This window comes from Arsenicicoccus cauae (assembly GCF_043162025.1).
Taxonomy (GTDB): Bacteria; Actinomycetota; Actinomycetes; order Actinomycetales; family Dermatophilaceae; genus Arsenicicoccus; species Arsenicicoccus cauae.
The window spans coordinates 3,212,618-3,234,217 of record NZ_CP171001.1 but is presented as its reverse complement, the minus strand read 5'-3'; the positions used below and the strand labels follow the sequence as shown (position 1 = coordinate 3,234,217).

Here is a 21,600-nt window from a genome sequence, read left to right as displayed (position 1 = left end):
GGCGGTGAGGGCATGCTTGCCCGGGTGGGTCGTCGCCCCCACAGTTGGGCCTCATGACCGACACCACCGTGGACCTCACGCCGCAAGAGCGTGACGCCGACCTGGACCTCGACCAGCTCAAGCAGCTGGTCGGCCTCGTGGAGTACGACGAGGCCCGTGACCCCTTCCCCGTCACCGGCTGGGACGCCATCGTCTTCGTGGTCGGCAACGCCACCCAGACCGCGCACTACTACCAGTCCGCCTGGGGCATGACCCTGGAGGCCTACTCCGGGCCCGAGAACGGCAACCGCGACCACAAGGCCTTCGTCCTGCGGTCCGGCTCCATCCGCTTCGTGATCAAGGGTGCCGTCAGCCCCGACAGCCCCCTGATCGCCCACCACGCCGCGCACGGCGACGGCGTCGTCGACATCGCCCTCGAGGTGCCGGACGTGGACCGCTGCGTCGCCCAGGCCCGCCGGATGGGCGCCACCGTCCTCGACGAGCCGCAGGACGTCGCCGACGAGCACGGCACGCTGCGGTTCGCCTCGATCGCGACCTACGGCGAGACGCGGCACACCCTCGTGGACCGCTCCCGGTACTTCGGCCCCTACTGGCCCGGCTACGTCGAGCGCACCTCGACCTACCAGAAGCGCGAGGGCTCTCCCAAGCGCCTCTTCCAGGCGCTGGACCACATCGTCGGCAACGTCGAGCTCGGCAAGATGGACGAGTGGGTCGCCTTCTACAACAAGGTCATGGGCTTCGTGAACATGGCCGAGTTCATCGGCGACGACATCGCCACCGACTACTCCGCCCTGATGTCCAAGGTCGTCGCCAACGGCAACCACCGCGTGAAGTTCCCCCTCAACGAGCCGGCGATCGCCAAGAAGCGTTCGCAGATCGACAAGTACCTCGACTTCTACCGCGGCCCCGGCGCCCAGCACCTGGCCCTCGCCACCAACGACATCATCCGCACCGTCGACGAGCTGCGCGCCAACGGCGTGGAGTTCCTCGACACCCCGGACTCCTACTACGAGGACGAGGAGCTGCGTCGCCGCATCGGTGAGGTGCGCGTCCCGATCGAGGAGCTGCAGAGCCGCGGCATCCTGGTCGACCGTGACGAGGACGGCTACCTGCTGCAGATCTTCACCAAGCCGCTGGGTGATCGCCCGACCGTCTTCTTCGAGATGATCGAGCGCCACGGCTCCCTGGGCTTCGGCAAGGGCAACTTCAAGGCGCTTTTCGTGGCGCTGGAGCGCGAGCAGGACCTCCGCGGCAACCTCTGACCATCCCGAATGCCGTCCGCCCGCCGTCGGGAGGCGACAAATCGGGGTCATCCGGGCGGCATGGCCCCCATCTGTCGCCTCTCAACGGCGGGTGCGGGGGTGCGGGGGCGCAGGGTGCGGGGTGCGGGGGTCGCTGCGGCTGACGAGGTCGGCGGCGGGTCAGGCCGACGGATCCTCGGCGACGGCCTGGGCGAACTGGGCCTGGTAGAGCCGGGCGTAGGCCCCTCCGGCGGCGAGGAGCCGGTCGTGCGAACCCTGCTCGACGATGGCGCCGTGCTCCATGACGACGATGCGGTCGGCATGACGGATCGTCGACAGGCGGTGGGCGATGACGAAGCTCGTGCGGTCGCGCCGCAGCCGATCCATGGCCTCCTGGACGAGCGCCTCGGTGCGGGTGTCGACCGAGCTCGTCGCCTCGTCGAGCACGAGGATGGACGGGTCGGCGAGGAATGCGCGGGCGATGGTCAGCAGCTGTCGCTGGCCGGCGGACAGGGAGGACCCGTCGTCGTCCAGCACGGTGTCGTAGCCGTCCGGCAGCGTCCGGATGAAGTGGTCGGCATGGGCGGCGGTCGCTGCCGCGACCACAGCGTCCTCGGTGGGGCGCGTGGCGCCATACGCGATGTTGTCCCGGATGGTGCCGGTGAACAGCCAGGTGTCCTGCAGGACCACGCCGAACGCCGAGCGCAGCTCGCTGCGCGGCAGGTCACGGATGTCGGTGCGGTCCAGTGTGATCCGGCCGCCGTCGACGTCGTAGTAGCGCAGCAGGAGGTTGGCCAGGGTGGTCTTGCCGGCGCCTGTGGGGCCGACGATGGCGATGGTCTGTCCGGGCTCGGCGACCAGGTCGAGGTGCTCGATCAGCGGGGTGTCGGGGGAGTAGGAGAACGAGACGTCCTCGAAGGCCACCCGACCGGCGACGGGGCGCGGGCCTGCGGCCGCCACCTCGGGCCGGGAGGGCACGTCCGCGGACTCCTCCTCGGCGTCGAGCAGCGCATACACCCGCTCGGCCGACGCGACGCCGGACTGCAGCAGGTTGACCATGGCGGCGAGCTGGCCGAGGGGCTGGCTGAACTGCCGGGAGTACTGGATGAACGCCTGCACGCCGCCGATGGACAAGGCGCCCGAGGCCACGCGCACGCCGCCGATCACGGCGACCAGGACGAAGTTGAGGTTGGAGACGAACCACATGGCGGGCTGGATCATCCCGGACACGAACTGCGCCTTGAAGGCGGACTCGTAGAGGGCGTCGTTGTGCTCGGCGAAGGTGCGACGGGCCCCGTCCTGCTGGCCGTAGACCTTGATGAGCAGCTGGCCGGAGTACATCTCCTCCACGTGCCCGTTGAGCCGACCGGTGGCGGCCCACTGCTCGCGGAACTGCGGCTGGGAGCGCTTGGCGATGGCCATGGTGATCATCGCCATCACGGGGATGCTCACGACCGCGACGATCGTCAGCAGGGGAGAGATGGTGAGCATCATCACGATCACGCCGAGGACGGTCAGGGCGCTGTTGAGCATCTGGGTCATGGTCTGCTGCAGCGACTGGGCGACGTTGTCGACGTCGTTGGTGGCCCGGGACAGGATGTCGCCACGGGACTCGGTGTCGAAGTAGCGCACCGGCAGCCGCTCGAGCTTGTGCTCCACGTCGTGGCGCATCCGGTGGACGGTCGCCTGCACCACGGTCGTGGTCAGCCACACCTGCACCCAGGTGAACAGGGACGACAGGAGGTAGAGGCCGAGGGCCCACGCCAGCACCTGCGCCACGGCGCCCGTGTCGACGCCGACACCCGGGACGAGGTCCGGCATGCCGGAGAGCAGGTCGGCCAAGCGAGCGTCACCGCGCGCCCGTAGCCCCTCGACGAGCTGCTCGCGGGTCGCGCCGGCCGGCAGGTGCCGCCCGATCGCGCCGGCGAACACGAGGTCGGTGGCTCGTCCGAGGACCTTGGGCCCGACCACGGAGAACGCCACGCCGATGACGCCGAGCACCGTGATGACCAGGACGTGGCCCCGGTGCGCGGTCAGGTCGCCGAGCAGACGGCGAGCCGAGGCGCGGAAGTCGTCCGCCTTGGCCGCCGGGGCGCCCATCGCCATCGGGCCGCGCGCCGGCGAGGTGCGGCGCTGCTCGGTGGACGCGGTCATGCGGCCTCCTCCTCGCTCAGCTGGGACAGCACGATCTCGCGATAGGTCTCGCAGGTCCCCATCAGCTCACCGTGCCGACCTCGACCGACGACCGCTCCCTCGTCGAGGACGACGATCTCGTCGGCGTCGCGGATCGTGCTCACCCGCTGGGCGACCACGACGACGGTCGACTCCCTGGTGATGGGCCTGAGCGCGGCGCGCAGGGCGGCGTCCGTGGCGTAGTCGAGCGCTGAGAAGGAGTCGTCGAACAGGTAGACCGACGGTCGGCGCACCACCGCCCGCGCGATCGCGAGACGCTGCCGCTGACCGCCCGAGACGGTGGTGCCGCCCTGGCTGATGGGGGCCTCGAGGCCGCCCTCCATCGCCTCGACGAAGTCGCGGGCCTGCGCGATCTCCAGGGCGGCCCACAGCTCGTCGTCGGTCGCGTCCTCGCGGCCGAGACGCAGGTTGCTCGCGACGGTCCCCGTGAACAGGTACGGGCGCTGCGGCACGAGACCGAAGCGGGCCCACAGGTCGTGCAGGTCGAGCTCGCGCACGTCGACGCCGTCGAGCAGCACCTGGCCGGCCGTGGCGTCCATGAGCCGGGGGATCAGGTTGACGAGCGTGGTCTTGCCGGATCCCGTCGACCCGATGATGGCCGTCGTCCGGCCCGGGCTGGCAACCAGGTCGACGTCGCGCAGGACGGGGTCGTCGGCTCCGGGAAAGGTGAAGCTGACCGCGCGCAGCTCCACGACCCCGCGAGGCTCGACGGACGGCGCCGGTGTCGGCGCAGCAGGTGGCCGCACCGTGGGCTCCGTGGCCAGCACCTCGCCGATGCGCTCGGCGGACACCTGGGCCCGGGGCAGGACCATGAACATCATCGAGGCCATCAGCACCGACATGAGGATCTGCATGAGATAGGTCATCATCGCGACCAGGTCACCGACCTGCATGTCGCCGCTGTCGACCCGCAGCCCGCCGAACCAGATCACCGCGACGGTCGAGACATTCATGATGAGCATGATCAGCGGGAACATCGAGGTCATCAGCCGTCCCGCCGTCACCGCGATGTCCCGCAGCTCGTCGTTGGCGACCGCGAACCTCTGCTGCTCGGCCCGGTCCTTGACGAAGGCCCGGATGACCCGCACGCCGGTGATCTGCTCGCGCAGGATCTGGTTGACGCCGTCCACCTGCACCTGCATCCGGCGGAACAGCGGGTGCAGCCGCACGATGATCAGGCCGAGGCACACGACCAGGATCGGCACGACGACGAGCAGCAGTCCCGAGAGGGCGACGTCGTGGCGCAGCGCCATGACGACCCCGCCGACGGCGGTGATGGGCGCGGACACCATCATCACGAGCGTCATGAACACCAGCATCTGCACCTGCTGGACGTCGTTGGTGGTGCGGGTGATCAGCGACGGCGCGCCGAACCTGCCGAGCTCCTCCGCCGCGAACTCCTCGACGGCGCTGAAGACCTCGGCGCGCAGGTCGCGACCGAAGCGCATGGCGGTGCGCGCGCCGTAGTAGATGGCGACGAGGTTGGCGAGGATCTGCACGACCGTGATCGCCAGCATCCAGCCGCCCGTGCGCAGGACGTAGCCGGTGTCGCCCTGGGCGATGCCGCGGTCGATGACGTCGGCGTTGAGGGTGGGGAGGTAGAGGTTGGCCAGCACCTGCACGGTCTGGAAGATCAGGACCAGGACCAGGGGCCCACGGTGGCGCCCGAGGTGACGGCGCAGGATGGCTGACAGCACGGTGACACGGTAGTCCTCGGCACCGACAGACCCCATGCATTATCGCCGGCCCGTCCCCGCACCTCCGACCGCCGTCTGCCCCCGTCCGCCCCGTCGGCCGCCGGTCCCAGGTCGCCGTGGCAGGCTAGAGGCATGACCCAGCCATCAGGGTGGTACGACGACCCGCAGGACCCCGCCTACCTCCGCTACTTCGACGGAGTGTCGTGGAGCGACCACCGGGCGCCCAAGGTGGCCCCCCAGGTGGCGCGGTCGCAGATCGGCGAGGGGGCGCAGGTGGAGGACTTCCACCCGCGGGACCAGCAGCGGGACCAGCAGGCCCGCGAGGGTCGGTCTGGTCAGGCCAGGGATGGTGGCCAGGGGAGGAGCCCGTATGTCGCCCCGCCCGGCGGTATCGGGGGCAGCGGCACCGCGCGGGGACCGCGCCAGCACCAACAGGCCCCCTACCCCGGCGCGTACGCCCAGCCGGCGCAGGACACCACCCCGGACGGGCAGCCCCTCAGCGGATGGTGGCGGCGGTTCCTCGCCTGGATCCTCGACGGGCTCCTCGTCCTGCTCGTGATGCTGCCGCTCACGACATACCTGATGCGCGACTGGATCCCGCAGGTGCAGTCCTGGTGGGACGAGGCGATGGCCGCGGCGGCGGCCGGGAGCGCCACCCTGCCGCCGACCCCGATGCCCAGCGCGGCCCTGCAGCTGCAGGTCGCGGGGGCCATGTTCGTCGCCGCCGTGCTCTACGAGGTCGTCTGCCTGAGCCGGTGGGGTCGCACCCTGGGCCGGCTGGCCACCGGGATCAGCGTGCGCAGCATCGACCAGGCGGCGCCCGCGCCTGCGGGTCAGATCGCCCTGCGCACCATCGTCAAGCGGCTCGGCGACATCCTGCCGGGCGCGATCGGCACGGTGTGGATGCTGGTGGACGGGCTGTGGCCGCTCGCCGACCGACCGTTGCACCAGGCCATCCACGACAAGGTCGGCCGGACGTGCGTCGTGCGCGGCGCGTTGCCGCGGCGGCGGGGATGAGCCGCACCTCGCCCGGCCGATGAGGTGGGACGGGCGCTAGCCTGCGACCGTGCACCCCAGACCGGTCCCGAGCATCCGACCCCGCCGGGACGAGGACGTCCCCGAGCTGGCGCGGCTGCTGATCGAGCAGCAGCCCACGTCTGGCTATTCCTACCGCAACCCGCTGCCCTTCCCGCCGCAGGAGTTCGTGCGGCGGGAGGGGGAGCTGGCCGCCTTCGTGGCCGAACGGGACGGCGAGCTGCTCGGCCATGTCGCCGTGGTATCCGCCCGCCGACCTCAGGACGGCCCGGCGGGGGAGGTCGAGCGCGCCTACGCCATGTATCCCCGGCTCGGGTGGGTCGAGGTCGGACGGGCCCGCCCGTCGTGGCTGCAGCCCGCAGCACCGGACGTCATCGCCATGATCCTCCCCGACACCACCTGAGGTCACCGGTCGTCACGCGGTGCACGCGCTGTCAGGTGGTGGTCTCGCCGTGCCGGAGTGGTCTCGTGCTGCAGGGTGAGACGGGCTCGGCGGGGCGAGCGCGGGCGAGGCGGACGACCTCAGGCAGGCCCGAGGCGCGGGGCGCCGACCAGCTCCACGCCGGCCGCGCGCAGCTCGTCGAGCGCCCGCTCGGTGGTGTCCGGGGCGACGCCCGCCGTCAGGTCGAGCAGCACACGGGTCTGCAGCCCGGCCGACGCCGCGTCCAGGGCGGTCGCCCGGACGCAGTGGTCGGTGGCGATCCCCACGCAGTCCACCGCGGTGATCCCGCGCGACGAGAGCCACTGCGCGAGGGTCTCTCCGTCGTCCGTGACCCCCTCGAAGCCCGAGTACGCGGCGGACCGTCGGCCCTTGCGCACGACGGCGTCCACGGACCCGAGCGCCGGGCGCAGCCCCTCGTGGAAGTCCGCCCCCGACGAGCCCGCGGCGCAGTGCACCGGCCACGTGTCGACGTAGTCCGGCTGCGGCGCCCAGTGCCCACCGGGGTCCTCGTGCCAGTCCTGGGTGGCGACGACGGCGGCATACCGGCCCTCGCGGGAGAGCACGAGCGAGGCGACGTCTCGCGCCACCGCGGCGCCACCGGCCACGGCCAGGGACCCGCCCTCGCAGAAGTCGCCCTGCACGTCCACGATCAGCAGCGCGCGGCTCTCGTCGACCCCGTCCGCTCGCGACGCCCCCGGCTCCCCGCCGGTCGCCGTGTCCCGATCCGTCCCCACCGTCATGGCTCAGTCCTCCACGCCGTCGACGTACTGGGTCGGGATGGCCGGCTCGCCACGCGACAGGCGGCGAGCGCGTGCCGGCAGCTCGGCCACCGAGGCCTCGTGCCGTGCCCGTGCGGCCTCGAGGGACAGGTCGCCCACGGCCTCGCCCCCGCGCATCAGCGGCACGAGGAGCTCACGGTCGTTGCCGTCGTTGACCGGCCGCTCTCCGATCCCGATCACCTCGGCCTGCGCCGCGCCGCGCTCGTCGAGGCGCCGCAGGGCGTACTTGCGGCCACCGACCGAGGTCTTGGACCTCGAGGCCTTGGCCACCGAGACCCAGGTGCCGTCGTCGTCCTTGCGGGCGACGAGCTTGTAGACCATGCCGGCGGTGGGCGCGCCGGACCCCGTGACCAGCGACGTCCCCACCCCGTAGCCGTCGACGGGGGCGGCGGCCAGCGCGGCGATGGCGTACTCGTCGAGGTCGGAGGTCACGGTGATCCGGGTCGTGGTCGCGCCGAGCTCGTCGAGCTGCAGACGCACCTCGCGGGCCTGGGCCACAAGGTCGCCGGAGTCCAGCCGCACACCGCCCAGCTCGGGCCCCGCCAGTCGGACGGCCTCGGCGACGGCGGAGCGGACGTCATACGTGTCGACCAGCAGCGTGGTGCCCTTGCCGAGGGACTCGAGCTGCGCCTGGAAGGCGCCGGACTCGCTGTCGTGCAGGAGGGTGAACGAGTGGGCGGACGTGCCGGCCGTCGGCACGCCGTAACGCCGGCCCGCCTCGAGGTTGGAGGTCTTGCCGAACCCCACGATGTAGGCCGCCCGCGCCGCCGCCACCGCGGCCTCCTCGTGGGTGCGCCGCGAGCCCATCTCGATGAGCGGGCGCTCCTCGGCGGCGGTGACCATGCGTGACCCGGCGCCGGCGATGGCGGAGTCGTGGTTCATGATCGACAGGACGAGCGTCTCCAGGATGCAGGCCTGCGCGAACGTCCCCTCGACGACGAGCAACGGCGAGCCGGGGAAGTAGACCTCGCCCTCGGCGTAGCCCCAGACGTCGCCGGTGAAGCGATAGGAGGCCAGGTAGTCCAGGGTCGCCTCGTCCACCACGGCGTTGTCCCGCAGGAACGCGATCTCGTCCTCGCCGAAGCGGAAGTCGCGGATGGCCTCCACCACCCGACCGGTCCCGGCGACGACCCCGTAGCGACGCCCGTCCGGCAGCCGACGCGCGAACACCTCGAACACGCAGTCGCGGTGGGCCGCGCCCGAGTGCAGGGCGGCCTGCAGCATCGTCAGCTCGTAGTGATCGGTGAGGAGGGCCGTGCCGGCCACGTTGCGAGTCACGCGACGCACTCTAACCGGACCCTCCCTGGCGGGGGAGGCAGTGGCCGTATGCCGCCCCGCCCAGCCTCTGGGCGCGTCGTCCCTCGGGCGCGGGCCCCGGGTCTGTCGTAGCGTGGTGACCCCGGTCACGCCCAGCGCGGCCACCGACGACCCGCAACGATCGACCACCGACCCACCAACGACGTTGGGAGCATCCATGAGCGTCTATCCGCAGCCCGGCAGCAGCGAGTCCTCGATCGAGATCAAGGAGCGCTACGGCCACTGGATCGGGGGTCGGTGGACCGACCCGGTCAAGGGCGAGTACTTCGACAACCCGACGCCGGTGACCGGTCAGGTCTTCACCAGCGTCGCGCGGGGCACGGCCGATGACATCGACGCGGCGCTCGATGCTGCGCATAAGGCGGCGCCGGCCTGGGGCAAGACCTCCGCCGCCGACCGCGCGCACGTGCTCCTCAAGATCGCCGACCGGATGGAGGAGCACCTCGAGGACATCGCGGTCATCGAGACCTGGGACAACGGCAAGGCGATCCGCGAGACGCTCAACGCGGACATCCCCCTGGCGATCGACCACTTCCGCTACTTCGCAGGGTGCCTGCGGGCGCAGGAGGGCGGCATCAGCCAGATCGACGAGACGACGGTGGCCTACCACTTCCACGAGCCCCTCGGCGTGGTCGGGCAGATCATCCCGTGGAACTTCCCGATCCTCATGGCGGTCTGGAAGCTCGCCCCGGCCCTCGCCGCGGGCAATGCCGTGGTCCTCAAGCCGGCCGAGCAGACACCGTGGTCGATCCTCAAGCTGGTCGAGCTCATCGGCGACCTGATCCCCGAGGGCGTCGTCAACGTCGTCAACGGCTTCGGGGTCGAGGCGGGCAAGCCGCTGGCCTCGTCCCCGCGCATCGCCAAGATCGCCTTCACCGGCGAGACCACGACCGGGCGCCTGATCATGCAGTACGCCAGCCAGAACATCATCCCGGTGACCCTGGAGCTGGGCGGCAAGAGCCCCAACATCTTCTTCGAGGACGTCGCGCAGACCAAGGACGCGTTCTACGACAAGGCGCTCGAGGGCTTCGCGATGTTCGCGCTCAACCAGGGCGAGATCTGCACGTGCCCCTCGCGCGCCCTCGTCCAGCGCTCGATCTACGACGGCTTCGTCGCCGACGGGGTCAAGCGGGTCGAGGCGATCGTCCAGGCCAATCCCCTGGACACCGACACGATGATGGGCGCCCAGGCCTCCAACGACCAGTTCGAGAAGATCATGAGCTACCTCGCGATCGGTCGCGAGGAGGGCGCCAAGGTCCTCACCGGCGGCGACAAGGCCGAGCTCGAGGGCGACCTCGCGGGCGGGTTCTACATCCGGCCCACGATCTTCGAGGGGCGCAACGACATGCGGATCTTCCAGGAGGAGATCTTCGGCCCCGTCGTCGCCCTGACCTCGTTCGAGGACGACGTCGAGGCGCTCGCGACCGCCAACGACACGCTCTACGGCCTCGGCGCCGGCGTGTGGACCCGGCACATGCACCGCGCCTACACGATGGGCCGCGCGATCCAGGCGGGCCGTGTGTGGACCAACTGCTACCACCAATACCCGGCGCACGCGGCGTTCGGCGGCTACAAGCAGTCCGGCATCGGGCGCGAGAACCACAAGATGATGCTCGACCACTACCAGCAGACCAAGAACCTCCTGGTCTCCTACAGCCCCGACAAGCTCGGGTTCTTCTAGGCCATGAGCGATCCCCAGCCTGCGGAGCCGGTCATCCCTGCGGTGTGCCCGGCTCCGCAGGAGCGGTCGTATGCCGAGATCCCGCAACCGTCGCCGTCGCGGGTCGGGCTCACCGAGGCCGCCGCCGAGCTGCTGCGCCGGCTCGTGGACCGGCACGGCCCGGTGATGTTCCACCAGTCCGGCGGCTGCTGCGACGGCAGCTCCCCGATGTGCTACCCGGAGGGGGAGTTCCTCACCGGTGACGCCGACATGCTGCTCGGACGGCTCGTGGCCCCGGGGCTTCCCGGCATACCGGTCTGGATCTCGCGGGCGCAGCACGCGGCGTGGGCGCACACCCACCTGACGATCGACGCCGTCCCCGGGCGGGGCGGGGGCTTCTCGCTGGAGTCGCCCGAGGGGCTACGCTTCCTGACGCGGTCGCGGCTGCTGACCGACGAGGAGCGGGCCGCTGCCCTGCCGGAGGACTCTGCCTAGACTGGCGACCATGTCCGTCGCCCCCGTCGAGCTCGACCAGCCGCAGTCGGACGAGCTCATCGTCCCCGACGTGCCGTGGGTGACCCTCGTCTGGAACGACCCGGTCAACCTCATGTCCTACGTGACCTACGTCTTCCAGGAGTACTTCGGCTACGACCGGGCCAAGTCCGAGAAGCTCATGCTCGACGTCCACCTCGAGGGGCGCGCGGTCGTCAGTTCGGGCACGCGCGACGAGATGGAGCGCGACACCGAGGCGCTGCAGGGCTACGGCCTGTGGGCGACCTACCAGAAGGACGAGTAGATGGCCCAGGCCTTCCGTCGCCACGGCGACCGCATCGTCGGCCACCTCGACGAGGACGAGCGTGAGCTCCTCGCCGGCCTGCTCACCCAGGTGGCGCGCCTGATCCGGGGGATGGGCCCGGCGATCCCGGATCTCACCGGTGACCCGCTCGCCGACGCGGTGGCGGGACTGTCGGCGGACCCGCCGCGGCCCCAGGTCGACCCGGCCGTGCGACGGTTGTTCCCGGACGCCCGCCGCGACGACGGGCCGCAGGTCGCCGCGGAGGCCGAGGAGTTCCGTCGGCTCACCGAGATGGGGCTGCGGCAGCGCAAGGTCGCCACCCTCGAGGCCGCGGTGTCGCTGCTGGAGCACGCCACCGACCCCGAGGTGCTCACCCTGACGACGCAGCAGGCCGGGCAGCTGACCGTGGCGCTGACCGACGTGCGGCTCGTGCTGGGGGAACGTCTGGGCCTGCGCACCGACGCGGACGCCGCGGCCCTCGAGGAGCTGGTCGAGCAGCTCGGCGAGGACCATCCGCACGTGCAGACCGCCGCGCTCTATGACTTCCTGACCTGGATCCAGGAGACGCTGGCCGAGGCGCTGGTCCGCTGACCGCCGTATGCCTCCCGCCCGCCGCTGCCGCTCGCCGCACCCCGCCGACCGCTCACGTCACGATTCGGGCGCAGCAGGGCCACCCAGGGCCCGATCCGTTGTCCCGCATGGTCATGCGTGGCATGGTTCACAGCACCGCTCACTCATGCTCATGGAGGTAGCCCCGTGCTGATCCGTCCCGCTCGCGCCTCGGTGGTCGTCACCGCCCTGGCGGTCGCCTCGTCCCTGTCCCTCGCCGCCTGCGGCTCGGACTCGCTCGACTCGGGGGGCGCCAAGGCCTCCAGCGCCGCCGGCTCGGCCACCGCCGCCGCCAGCCAGGCCGTCGACCAGGCCCTCGCCGCCAAGGTCCCCGCCAAGATCAAGCAGGCCGGCGTCCTCAAGGTCGGCTCGGACGCCTCCTACGCCCCCAACGAGTTCATCGGCGACGACGGCAAGACCGTCACCGGCATGGACGTCGACCTGTTCACCGCCGCCGCGCAGAAGCTCGGCCTCAAGGCGGACTTCCAGAACGCCGAGTTCCCGTCGATCATCCTCGGCGTGACCTCCGGCAAGTTCGACGTCGGCGTCTCGTCGTTCACGATCAACGCCGACCGCAAGCAGAAGGTCAACATGGTGCAGTACTTCAACGCCGGGACCCTGTGGGCGGTCAAGAAGGGCAACCCCAAGCAGGTGGACCCGGCCAAGGCGTGCGGCCTCAAGGTCGGCGTGCAGAAGGGGACGGTCCAGATCGACGACCTCACCGCCCGCTCCAAGAAGTGCACCGACGGCGGCCAGCCCGCCATCACCCAGATCGTCGAGACCGAGCAGTCCAAGGTGACCGCGGACCTGTCCTCGGGCAAGGTCGACGCCATGGCCGCCGACTCCCCGATCACCAACTACGCCGTCAAGCAGACCAACGGCCAGCTGGAGAAGGTCGGTGAGCTCTACGACTCCGCGCCGTACGGCATCGTCGTCCCCAAGGACCAGAAGGACCTCGCGGACGCCATCGGCGGCGCCTTCGCCGCGCTGGAGAAGTCCGGGGACTACAAGAAGATCCTGGACAAGTGGAACAACGCCAACGGCGCCGTCACCGAGTTCCCGGTGAACCCCTGATCCATGGCTGACTCCGTCTCGAGGCCGCAGCAGCAGGGGCAGCCGGACAGCAGGACGGACCGGCCGGGCGCCATCGACGCCCGACCGGTCCGGCACCCCTGGCGCTGGGTGGCCGTCGCCGTCATCCTGGTCCTCCTGGCCATGATGGTGAGCTCGTTCCTCACCAACGAGCGCTGGGACCTGGCGTTCATGGTCAAGGTGATGAACTACAAGCCGGTGCTCAACGGCCTCATCATGGGCACGATCCTCGGCACGCTCGGTGCCATGGTCATCGGCGTCACCCTCGGCGTGATCCTCGCCGTGATGCGGTTGTCGTCCAACCCGGTGCTGACCTTCACCGCGGCGGCCTACACGTGGTTCTTCCGCTCCATCCCCCGCCTCGTGCTGCTGGTCATGCTCGGCACCGGCGTCGGCTACCTCTACCCCGAGCTGACCCTGGGCGTGCCCTTCGGCCAGCAGATCGCGGGGGCCCTGGGCCTCGGGACGGACCTCACCCTCACCCAGATCGACGTCAACGCCTTCTCGTCCACCCTGTGGGCCGGCGTCATCGGCCTGGGCCTGTCCGAGGCGGCCTACATGGCCGAGATCGCCCGCGCCGGGATCCTGTCCGTCGACCAGGGGCAGCGCGAGGCGGCCCAGGCACTCGGCATGCCCGCGGGCAAGACCATGCGCCGGATCGTCCTGCCCCAGGCCATGCGCGTGATCGTGCCGCCCACCGGCAACGAGACCCTCGCCATGGTCAAGGACACCTCGCTGCTGTCGGCCGTCCCGATCAGCGCCGAGCTGTTCTACCAGACCCAGGTGATCGGCCAGCGGACCCTGCAGATCATGCCCACGATGATGGCGGCCGTGTGCTGGTATCTCGTCGTGTGCTCGATCCTCATGGTCGGCCAGTACTACCTCGAGCGGCACTTCGGCAAGGGCTTCGGCAGCGCGCCCGGCAAGAAGGACCAGACCGTCAAGCGGCTGCTCGCGACCACGGGGAGCCACTGATGAGCAGCCGTATGACGGAGCCCGCCGCCACCGGGCGTGACGGCGACGCGCGAGGGGCCGGCCGGGACGGCATACCTCTGGTGCACGCCGTCAACGTCCACAAGGCGTTCCACGGCAACGAGGTGCTCAAGGGCATCGACATGGACGTCCGCCAAGGGCAGGTCGTGTGCCTGCTCGGGCCGTCCGGGTCGGGCAAGACGACCTTCCTGCGCTGCATCAACCAGCTCGAGTCCATCGACGGCGGCCGCATCTGGGTCGACGGGGACCTCATGGGCTACCGCGACGCGGGCGGGCGGCTGCACCACCTGACCGACAAGCAGGTCGCGGCGCAGCGGCGCGAGATCGGCATGGTCTTCCAACGGTTCAACCTCTTCCCGCACATGACGGTCCTCGCGAACGTCATGGAGGCGCCGGTCCAGGTCAAGGGCGAGCGCAAGACCGAGGTCAAGGAGCGGGCGGTGCAGCTGCTCGACCGGGTCGGCCTTGCCGAGAAGGCCGACGCCTATCCCGGCCAGCTGTCCGGGGGTCAGCAGCAGCGCGTGGCCATCGCGCGGGCGCTCGCGATGCAGCCCAAGCTGATGCTCTTCGACGAGCCGACGTCGGCGCTCGACCCCGAGCTGGTGGGCGAGGTGCTCACCGTCATGCGCGAGCTCGCCGCGTCCGGGATGACGATGATCGTGGTGACGCACGAGATGGCCTTCGCCCGCGAGGTTGCCGACCACGTCGTGTTCATGGACGCCGGGGTCGTCGTCGAGCAGGGGCCGCCGCGCGAGGTCATCGGCAACCCGCAGCACGACCGCACCCGTGCCTTCCTGTCGCGGATGCGGTCGGAGTCGCACGACGGCTGACGCCTCACCAGCCTCTATCCTCGGTCGGGTGAGCGACGCACCCATCGGCATCTTCGACTCCGGCTATGGGGGCCTCACGGTCGCCCGGGCCGTGCTCGACCAGATGCCGAGCGAGTCGATCGCCTACCTCGGTGACACGGCGCGGGCGCCATACGGCCCCCGGCCGATCGCCGAGACCCGGCGCTTCGCGCTCGAGTGCCTCGACCGGCTGGTCGACCACGGCGTCAAGGTCCTCGTGATCGCCTGCAACACCGCCAGCGCCGCGGTCCTGCACGACGCGCGTGAGCGGTATGCCGTGCCCGTGGTGGAGGTCATCCGGCCGGCCGTGCGACGCGCCGCCGCCGCCACCCGCAACGACGTCGTCGGCGTCATCTCGACCCGCGGGACGCACCAGAGCCGGGCCTACCCGGACGCGTTCGCGGCGGCGCCGCAGATCCGCGTGGTCAGCCAGCCGTGCCCGCGGTTCGTGGAGCTCGTCGAGTCCGGGGTCACGGGCGGTCACGAGGTGCTCGACGTCGCGCGCGGCTATCTCGAGCCCGTCATCGCCCAGGGGGTCGACACGCTGATCCTCGGCTGCACGCACTACCCGCTGCTCACCGGCGTCATCTCCTATGTGATGGGAGACACGGTGACACTGGTGTCGTCCGCCGAGGAGACTGCCAAGGACGTCTACCGCGTGCTGGCCGACGGTGACGCGCTGCGACCATCCGACCAGGGGCCTCCGTCCCACGGGTTCACCACCACCGGCGACCCCGAGGAGTTCCGTCGGCTGGCGCGTCGCTTCCTCGGCCCCGAGGTGGACACCGTGTTCGCCGACGACAGAGGTGCCCCGTGAGAATGACCGTGATCGGCTGCTCGGGGTCCTTCCCGGGGCCGCAGTCGCCGGCATCCTGCTACCTGGTGCAGGCCGAGGACGCGGACGGGCGCACCTGGTCGATCGTGCTGGACCTCGGCAACGGCGCGCTCGGGGTGCTGCAGCGTCACCTGGCCCTCGACGCGCTCGACGCGGTGCTGCTGTCGCACCTGCACCCCGACCACTGCCTCGACGTGTGCGGGCTCTACGTCACGCGCAAGTACGCCCCGTCGCGGGGTGCGGACGACGGACGGTTGCCGGTGCACGGCCCCCGTGGTGTGGAGCGCCGGATGGCCGAGGCCTACGGCGGCGGGGAGGGGTCGGCGCTGGCCGGGCAGCTGGACTATCGCGAGTGGGAGGCCCGTCGGCCCGTCCGGATCGGGCCGTTCACGGTGACGCCGGTGCCGGTCAACCACCCGGTCGAGGCCTATGGGCTGCGCGTGGAGGCGGACGGCCAGGTGCTGGCCTACAGCGGCGACACCGACTCCTGCCCCGAGCTGTCGGAGCTGTTCGCGGGGGCCACGCTGGTGCTGGCCGACTCGGCCTTCGTGGACGGTCGGGACGACACGCGCGACATCCACCTGACCGGGTCGCGGGCCGCTGCCGCCGCGGTGGAGGCCGGAGGGGTGCAGCGGCTGATGCTGACGCACATCCCGTCCTGGAACGACCCGCAGGTGTGCCGCGCCCAGGCCGCGTCGGTGTGGACGGGCGAGGTCGAGCTCGCGGAGCCCGAGCGCACCTACCCACTCTGACCTACCGGGGGTAGGGGCATCGACCGGCCTTCGTTCGCCAGGCTGATGATCCCGCCGGGGGTAGGGGCATCGACCGGCCTTCGTTCGCCAGGCTGATGATCCCGCCGGGGGTAGGGGCATCGACCGGCCTTCGTTCGCCAGGCTGATGATCCCGCCGGGGGTAGGGGCATCGACCGGCCTTCGTTCGCCAGGCTGATGATCCGGCCCCCGGTAGGGGCATCAACGGTGCAGGCGACCCACCACCGGCATCGACTGCAGCTTGTCCCTGGCGTGCCCCGACCTGACGAAGGCCGCCGTGGCGTCCGTCCCCGCCTGGAGCCCGTGATGACGCCCCTGCTTGATCCACGAAGGGAAGCCGCTCATGTCGTAGACGACGTCCTGCACGGCGACGTAGCAGCGAGCGCCGTCCAGGCAGGTGGCCGCCGCCAGCTCGGCGCCCGTGACGGTGACCGTGTCGAGGCGCCGTTGCTCCTCGACGGAGTAGGTCCGCTCCAGCTTGGACTCGTCCCCCACGTTGGGGTTGGGCCGAAGCAGGTAGAACGCCGACGCGGCCAGCACGGCCACGACGACGACGGTGACGATGATCCAGGTGCGCACGATGTCCTCTCCCGGGCGAGACACGGTGTCTCATGCCCTTCTGTGAGACACTATGTCGCATGACGCGCGCGCCAGCATCAGGGGGATCCCCCACCCGTCCCCGACCACGAGGGGAGGACCCCGTCGTGGACCGCATGCTCGACGTCGCCGTCGCCCGGATCGAGGCGCACGGCATGACGGTGAGCCTCGCCGATGTCGGCATGGAGGCCGTGATCGCGGAGGCCGGCGTCTCCCGCGCCACGGCATACCGGCGCTGGTCCAGCCGTGAGGCCTTCCTGGCCGACGTGCTGGTGGAGACCGTGCGGCGCACCTCGCTGATCCCCGAGACCGAGCGGGACCTGGCCCGCCTGCTCGAGGTCGTCCGGGGTCACCGGCCCCGCCTCGGCAGCGCGCAGGGTCGGCGGGACCTGGTCGTCGAGGCGCTGCGGGTCGCGGTCGACCTGGACGTACGACGCATCGTCGCCTCCCCGCGCTGGCGCACCTTCGTGTCGCTGGCGGCGACCTATCAGGGTCTGCCCGAGGGCGGCGTCCGCGACGCGGTCGGTGAGGCCCTCGCCGAGGCCGAGGATGCCTTCACCACCCGGCGGACCGCGATCTATGCCCACCTCGTCGGGCTGATCGGCTATCGCCTGGCGCCGCCGCTGGAGGGGGACGCGGGCTTCCGGGCCCTGGCCGGCGCCACCGGGGCGATGATGACCGGCGTGGTGCTGCGGGCGTTGCCGCGACCGGGGTGGCTCGACGAGCGGCATACGGCTCGGTTGCTGGGGTCGTCGCAGGAGGCGGACTGGTCCGACCCCGAGCGGCTGCTCGTGGGTCTGCTGCTCAGCCATCTCGAGCCGGACCCCGACCTGGCCTGGGACGACGCGACGATCGAGGGCCTCCTGGCCAGGCTCGAGGGTGAGGTCGCGGAGCTGCTGTCCGGTCCATCACGGCCCGTGGCCCCAGCCTCAGGCCCGCTCGCCGACCGCCCCAAGACCCGCCGGGGGTAAGGGCATCAGCCTGGGGGACGGAGGCCGGTCGATGCCTCTACCCCCGGCGGGACAGGGCGGAGGGCCACCAGGTGCGGTCGCCGAGCTCGCGCACCAGCGCCGGCACCAGCAGAGACCGCACCACGAAGGTGTCCAGCAGCACGCCGAACGCCACGATGAACGCGATCTGCACCAGGAAGCTCAGCGGCAGCACCCCCAGCGCCGAGAAGGTCGCGGCCAGCACGATCCCCGCGCTCGTGATGACGCCGCCGGTGACGGCGAGGCCGACCAGGACGCCCTCGCGGGTCCCGCGCCTCCGGCTCTCCTCGCGCACCCGCGTCATCAGGAAGATCGAGTAGTCGATCCCGAGCGCGACCAGGAAGACGAACCCGTAGAGCGGCACCGTCGGGTCGAAGCCCGGGTAGTCCAGCACCCACGTGAACAGCACCGCGAAGACCCCCATGGTGGCCGCGAAGCTCAGCACGTTGGCCAGGGTCAGGAGCACCGGCGCGACGGCCGAGCGCAGCAGGATCACCAGCACGACGAAGACCACGAGCAAGATGGCGGGCCCAACGGTCCGCAGGTCGTGCACCCCGGCGTCCCGCGAGTCGAGCCCCTGGGCGGCGATGCCCCCGACGAGGGCGTCGGAGGAGATGGGGTGCACGACGGCCCGTATGCCGCGCACGACGCCCTGCGCGGCCGGGGTGTCGGCGGCCGGTGTGGTCGTGGCCTGGAGCAGCACACGCCCGTCGACGACCTTGGGCGGCTGGCCCTGGTCGGGCCGTCCGCCACCCGTGCTGCCCGCCTGGTCCGTGAGCGGGACCACGGACGCCACCCCGTCGACGCCCCGCACCGCCGCCGCGACCTGGGCGGCCGAGGCGGCGGGCACGATGACCTGGACCGGCGACCCGGAGCCGCCGGGGAAGTGGCGGGCCAGCGCCTTGTTGCCGGTGACCGACTCGACCTCGGTGGTGAAGTAGCTGGACTGGGGTGCGCCGTCCGCGCGCAGCACCGGCACGAAGGCCGCGCACACGGCGAGCCCCAGCGCCGACAGCACCCAGGCCCGGCGCGGGTGCCGACCGACCAGGCCGGCGACCCGGCCCCACATGCCGGGTCGCGCAGCTGCGCCCGAGGGGGTCGTCGGTGCGCCGATCCCGTCCTCGGCGTGAACGTGGTCGACGCGCGGGATCGCCGGCCAGAAGATGCGCCGCCCGGCGAGCAGCAGTACCGCGGGCAGGAAGGTCAGGGCGGCGAGCATGGCGCCGACGATGCCGAGCGCCCCGATCGGTCCGAGGCTGGCGTTGTTGCCGAGGTCGGACAGGAGCAGGCACAGCAGGCCGAGGATGACGGTGCCGCCGGAGGCGGCGATCGGCTCGACCGTGCCCCGCCAGGCGCGGGCCATCGCGGTCCAGTGGCTCTCGTGGTCGTGCAGCTCCTCCTTGTAGCGCGCTACCAGCAGCAGCGCGTAGTCCGTCGCCGCGCCCACCACGAGGATCGACAGGATGCCCTGGCTCTGCCCGGAGAGGGTGAGGTGGCCGCCCTCGGCGAGCGGGTAGATCACGAGGCCGGCCGCCGCCAGGCCGAAGATCGCGGTGGCCAGCACCGCAAAGGGCAGGACCGGGCTGCGGTAGACGACGAGCAGGATCACGAGCACCACGCCGAGCGCCACGAGCAGCAGGACGCCGTCGATGCCGCCGAAGGCCTTGACCAGGTCGGCCGTGAAGCCGCCGGGGCCGGCGACATACGCCTGCAACCCCGACGACGACAGGACCGTGTCGCGCTGGGTGCGCAGCGCCTCGGCGATGGCGCCGACGGGCTTGACCCCGTCGATCTCGGTGTCGGTCTTGGAGGAGTCCACGGTGACGGGGACGAGCAGCGCCTTGCCGTCCGGGGAGGGGATGGCGACCGTGGGCCCGGCGAGCAGGGACCGCAGCGTGACCTGAGGAGCCCCCGGCAGGGTCAGCGAAGGGATCGAGTCGACATAGCGCCGCGCCGCGGCCCGGTCGTCGGCCGTGAGCCCGGCCTCGCGCTCGACCACGACGAAGAACGGCAGCGTCGACTGCTCCTGGAACCGCTCGGCGACCTCGCGGGCCTTGGTCGACTCGGCGCTCGCGGGCAGGAAGGCTGCCTGGTCATTGCGCTGCACCGAGGACAGGCCGCCGACCTTGGGTCCGCCGATCCCACCGACGGCGAGCCAGGCGACGACCACCGCCAGGGCGGCGAGCAGCCACCGGCCCGGTCGCGGTCCTGCGGTCCCGGAACGGCGGGGGCGATGACGACCAGGCTGGGCACTCATTCCACCAGTGAAACAAATGACGGGTGGATGCGCGCGTCGCCACGCGAGCCGGGGACGGCATACGGGCTCGATAGGCTGAGGCCCATGACTGCACGCCACGACGGGCGCACGCCCGACCAGCTCCGCGACGTCCGCATCACCCGCAACTGGCTGGACCACGCCGAGGGATCGGTGCTCGTGGAGTTCGGGCGGACCAGGGTGCTGTGCGCGGCGAGCTTCACCGAGGGGGTGCCGCGCTGGCTCAAGGGTCAGGGCCGCGGCTGGGTCACGGCGGAGTACGCCATGCTGCCGCGCTCGACCAACACCCGCTCGGACCGCGAGTCGGTCAAGGGCAAGATCGGCGGTCGCACGCACGAGATCTCCCGCCTGGTCGGGCGCTCGCTGCGGGCCGTGGTCGACCTGGACCAGCTGGGGGAGAACACCATCGTCCTGGACTGCGACGTGCTGCAGGCCGACGGCGGGACCCGCACGGCCGCGATCACCGGCGCATATGTCGCCCTCGCCGACGCCATCGCGGGTGGGGTCACGAGCGGCGCGATCCGCCGGGGCGCGACGCCCCTGCGCGACTCGGTCGCCGCGGTCTCGGTCGGTGTGGTCAAGGGGGTGCCGGTGCTCGACCTGGACTACCCCGAGGACTCGACTGCCGACACCGACATGAACGTCGTGATGACCGGCGACGGCCGCTTCGTCGAGGTGCAGGGCACCGCCGAGGCCGAGCCCTTCGACAAGGCGACGCTGGACGCCCTGCTCGAGCTGGCCACGGCCGGGTGCGCCGAGCTCACCCGCCTGCAGCAGGCGGCCCTGGCCGAGACCCCGCGGGAGCGCGTCCAGTGAGCCGGGTCGTCCTCGCCACCCGCAACGTCGGCAAGATCCGTGAGCTCGAGACGATCCTGCGGGAGTCGCTGCCCGACGTCGAGGTGGTCGGGCTGGGGGAGTTCCACGACCTGGAGGACGTCGTCGAGTCGGGTGTGACCTTCGAGGCCAACGCCACGCTCAAGGCCACCTACGCCGCCCGCATGACGAATCTGCCTGCCGTCGCTGACGACTCGGGCCTGGCCGTCGACGTCCTCGGCGGTGCTCCCGGCGTGTTCTCGGCCCGCTGGTCGGGTCGGCACGGGGACGACGCAGCCAACCTGCGACTCCTGCTGGACCAGCTCGCCGACGTGCCGGACGAGCACCGTGGGGCGCGCTTCCGGTGCGCGGCGGTGCTGGCGCTGCCGGACGGGACGACCGTCTGCCGCGAGGGCGACTTCCCGGGGACGCTGACGCGAGCGCCGCGCGGCAGCAACGGTTTCGGCTACGACCCGATCCTGCAGGTCGAGGGCGACACCCGCACCGCCGCCGAGCTCACCGCCGAGGACAAGAACGCGATCTCCCACCGCGGCAAGGCCTTTCGTGCGCTGGCGCCTGAGATCGCTCGCCTGGTGGGCTGACTCGCGCCGAGCTGCCG

General features: G+C 71.5%; 21 protein-coding genes. 15 read left to right on the top strand and 6 right to left on the bottom strand.

Features of this window, described 5'->3' with window-relative positions:
• The first annotated feature begins 53 nt into the window (after positions 1–53).
• Complete coding sequence (gene hppD / locus ACF3NS_RS15045) at positions 54–1,262, top strand: 4-hydroxyphenylpyruvate dioxygenase (protein WP_392467075.1); 1,209 nt, start codon at positions 54–56, stop codon at positions 1,260–1,262.
• A 159-nt stretch (positions 1,263–1,421) separates the two neighbouring features.
• Here hppD and ACF3NS_RS15040 read toward each other — a convergent pair whose 3' ends face one another.
• Both ACF3NS_RS15040 and ACF3NS_RS15035 read right to left on the bottom strand, forming a co-directional pair.
• On the bottom strand, positions 1,422–3,395 hold the full coding sequence (locus ACF3NS_RS15040; protein ID WP_392467073.1) for an ABC transporter ATP-binding protein: 1,974 nt from the start codon (positions 3,393–3,395) through the stop codon (positions 1,422–1,424).
• Complete coding sequence (locus ACF3NS_RS15035; protein WP_392467071.1) at positions 3,392–5,131, bottom strand: ABC transporter ATP-binding protein; 1,740 nt, start codon at positions 5,129–5,131, stop codon at positions 3,392–3,394. The genes ACF3NS_RS15040 and ACF3NS_RS15035 overlap by 4 nt, the downstream gene beginning before the upstream one ends.
• A 132-nt stretch (positions 5,132–5,263) precedes the next feature.
• On the opposite strand from ACF3NS_RS15035, the gene ACF3NS_RS15030 reads away from it, so the two are divergent.
• Both ACF3NS_RS15030 and ACF3NS_RS15025 read left to right on the top strand, forming a co-directional pair.
• Positions 5,264–6,148, top strand: coding sequence for an RDD family protein (locus tag ACF3NS_RS15030; RefSeq protein ID WP_154592639.1), 885 nt, complete (start codon positions 5,264–5,266; stop codon positions 6,146–6,148).
• A gap of 49 nt (positions 6,149–6,197) precedes the next feature.
• Complete coding sequence (locus tag ACF3NS_RS15025; protein ID WP_392467069.1) at positions 6,198–6,569, top strand: hypothetical protein; 372 nt, start codon at positions 6,198–6,200, stop codon at positions 6,567–6,569.
• Positions 6,570–6,688: 119 nt separating this feature from the next.
• Here ACF3NS_RS15025 and ACF3NS_RS15020 read toward each other — a convergent pair whose 3' ends face one another.
• Both ACF3NS_RS15020 and ACF3NS_RS15015 read right to left on the bottom strand, forming a co-directional pair.
• Positions 6,689–7,348 carry an isochorismatase family protein gene (locus tag ACF3NS_RS15020; RefSeq protein WP_392467068.1) on the bottom strand — a complete coding sequence of 220 codons (660 nt, stop codon included), beginning with the start codon at positions 7,346–7,348 and terminating at the stop codon, positions 6,689–6,691.
• A gap of 3 nt (positions 7,349–7,351) precedes the next feature.
• Complete coding sequence (locus ACF3NS_RS15015) at positions 7,352–8,611, bottom strand: nicotinate phosphoribosyltransferase (protein WP_392469141.1); 1,260 nt, start codon at positions 8,609–8,611, stop codon at positions 7,352–7,354.
• A 250-nt stretch (positions 8,612–8,861) separates the two neighbouring features.
• Between ACF3NS_RS15015 and ACF3NS_RS15010 the strand changes: the two genes are divergently transcribed.
• The 9 genes from ACF3NS_RS15010 to ACF3NS_RS14970 all read left to right on the top strand — a co-directional run bounded on the left by ACF3NS_RS15010 (position 8,862) and on the right by ACF3NS_RS14970 (position 16,289).
• A complete protein-coding gene (locus ACF3NS_RS15010; RefSeq protein WP_392467065.1) occupies positions 8,862–10,385 on the top strand; it encodes an aldehyde dehydrogenase family protein in 1,524 nt (507 codons plus the stop codon).
• 3 nt (positions 10,386–10,388) lie between these two features.
• Entirely contained in the window at positions 10,389–10,859 is a 471-nt protein-coding gene (locus tag ACF3NS_RS15005; RefSeq protein WP_392467064.1) for a DUF779 domain-containing protein, read from the top strand.
• A gap of 10 nt (positions 10,860–10,869) precedes the next feature.
• Positions 10,870–11,160 carry an ATP-dependent Clp protease adapter ClpS gene (gene clpS / locus ACF3NS_RS15000; RefSeq protein WP_154592634.1) on the top strand — a complete coding sequence of 97 codons (291 nt, stop codon included), beginning with the start codon at positions 10,870–10,872 and terminating at the stop codon, positions 11,158–11,160.
• Entirely contained in the window at positions 11,161–11,751 is a 591-nt protein-coding gene (locus tag ACF3NS_RS14995; protein ID WP_154592633.1) for a DUF2017 domain-containing protein, read from the top strand.
• Positions 11,752–11,916: 165 nt separating this feature from the next.
• Entirely contained in the window at positions 11,917–12,843 is a 927-nt protein-coding gene (locus ACF3NS_RS14990; protein ID WP_392467062.1) for an ABC transporter substrate-binding protein, read from the top strand.
• 3 nt (positions 12,844–12,846) lie between these two features.
• Positions 12,847–13,836, top strand: coding sequence for an amino acid ABC transporter permease (locus ACF3NS_RS14985; RefSeq protein ID WP_392467060.1), 990 nt, complete (start codon positions 12,847–12,849; stop codon positions 13,834–13,836).
• Between the two features lie 11 nt (positions 13,837–13,847).
• On the top strand, positions 13,848–14,684 hold the full coding sequence (locus ACF3NS_RS14980) for an amino acid ABC transporter ATP-binding protein (RefSeq protein WP_154592631.1): 837 nt from the start codon (positions 13,848–13,850) through the stop codon (positions 14,682–14,684).
• A 28-nt stretch (positions 14,685–14,712) separates the two neighbouring features.
• Positions 14,713–15,519 (top strand): glutamate racemase, encoded by an 807-nt coding sequence (gene murI / locus ACF3NS_RS14975; protein WP_288798759.1) that lies wholly within the window; start codon positions 14,713–14,715, stop codon positions 15,517–15,519.
• Positions 15,516–16,289 (top strand): MBL fold metallo-hydrolase, encoded by a 774-nt coding sequence (locus ACF3NS_RS14970; RefSeq protein WP_392467058.1) that lies wholly within the window; start codon positions 15,516–15,518, stop codon positions 16,287–16,289. Before murI ends, ACF3NS_RS14970 begins: the two co-directional genes overlap by 4 nt.
• Before the next feature lie 219 nt (positions 16,290–16,508).
• Here ACF3NS_RS14970 and ACF3NS_RS14965 read toward each other — a convergent pair whose 3' ends face one another.
• Complete coding sequence (locus ACF3NS_RS14965) at positions 16,509–16,910, bottom strand: cytochrome b5 domain-containing protein (protein WP_392467056.1); 402 nt, start codon at positions 16,908–16,910, stop codon at positions 16,509–16,511.
• 110 nt (positions 16,911–17,020) lie between these two features.
• On the opposite strand from ACF3NS_RS14965, the gene ACF3NS_RS14960 reads away from it, so the two are divergent.
• Positions 17,021–17,875, top strand: a complete 855-nt coding sequence (locus ACF3NS_RS14960; RefSeq protein ID WP_392469140.1) for a TetR/AcrR family transcriptional regulator — start codon at positions 17,021–17,023, stop codon at positions 17,873–17,875.
• A 37-nt stretch (positions 17,876–17,912) separates the two neighbouring features.
• Here the strand turns inward: ACF3NS_RS14960 and ACF3NS_RS14955 are convergent, their stop codons facing one another.
• A complete protein-coding gene (locus ACF3NS_RS14955; protein WP_392467054.1) occupies positions 17,913–20,150 on the bottom strand; it encodes an MMPL family transporter in 2,238 nt (745 codons plus the stop codon).
• Between the two features lie 84 nt (positions 20,151–20,234).
• Here ACF3NS_RS14955 and rph point away from each other — a divergent pair, with 84 nt between their 5' ends.
• Both rph and rdgB read left to right on the top strand, forming a co-directional pair.
• Positions 20,235–20,984, top strand: a complete 750-nt coding sequence (gene rph, locus ACF3NS_RS14950; RefSeq protein ID WP_154592628.1) for a ribonuclease PH — start codon at positions 20,235–20,237, stop codon at positions 20,982–20,984.
• On the top strand, positions 20,981–21,583 hold the full coding sequence (rdgB, locus tag ACF3NS_RS14945) for an RdgB/HAM1 family non-canonical purine NTP pyrophosphatase (RefSeq protein ID WP_392467052.1): 603 nt from the start codon (positions 20,981–20,983) through the stop codon (positions 21,581–21,583). Before rph ends, rdgB begins: the two co-directional genes overlap by 4 nt.
• The last annotated feature ends 17 nt before the right edge of the window (positions 21,584–21,600 follow it).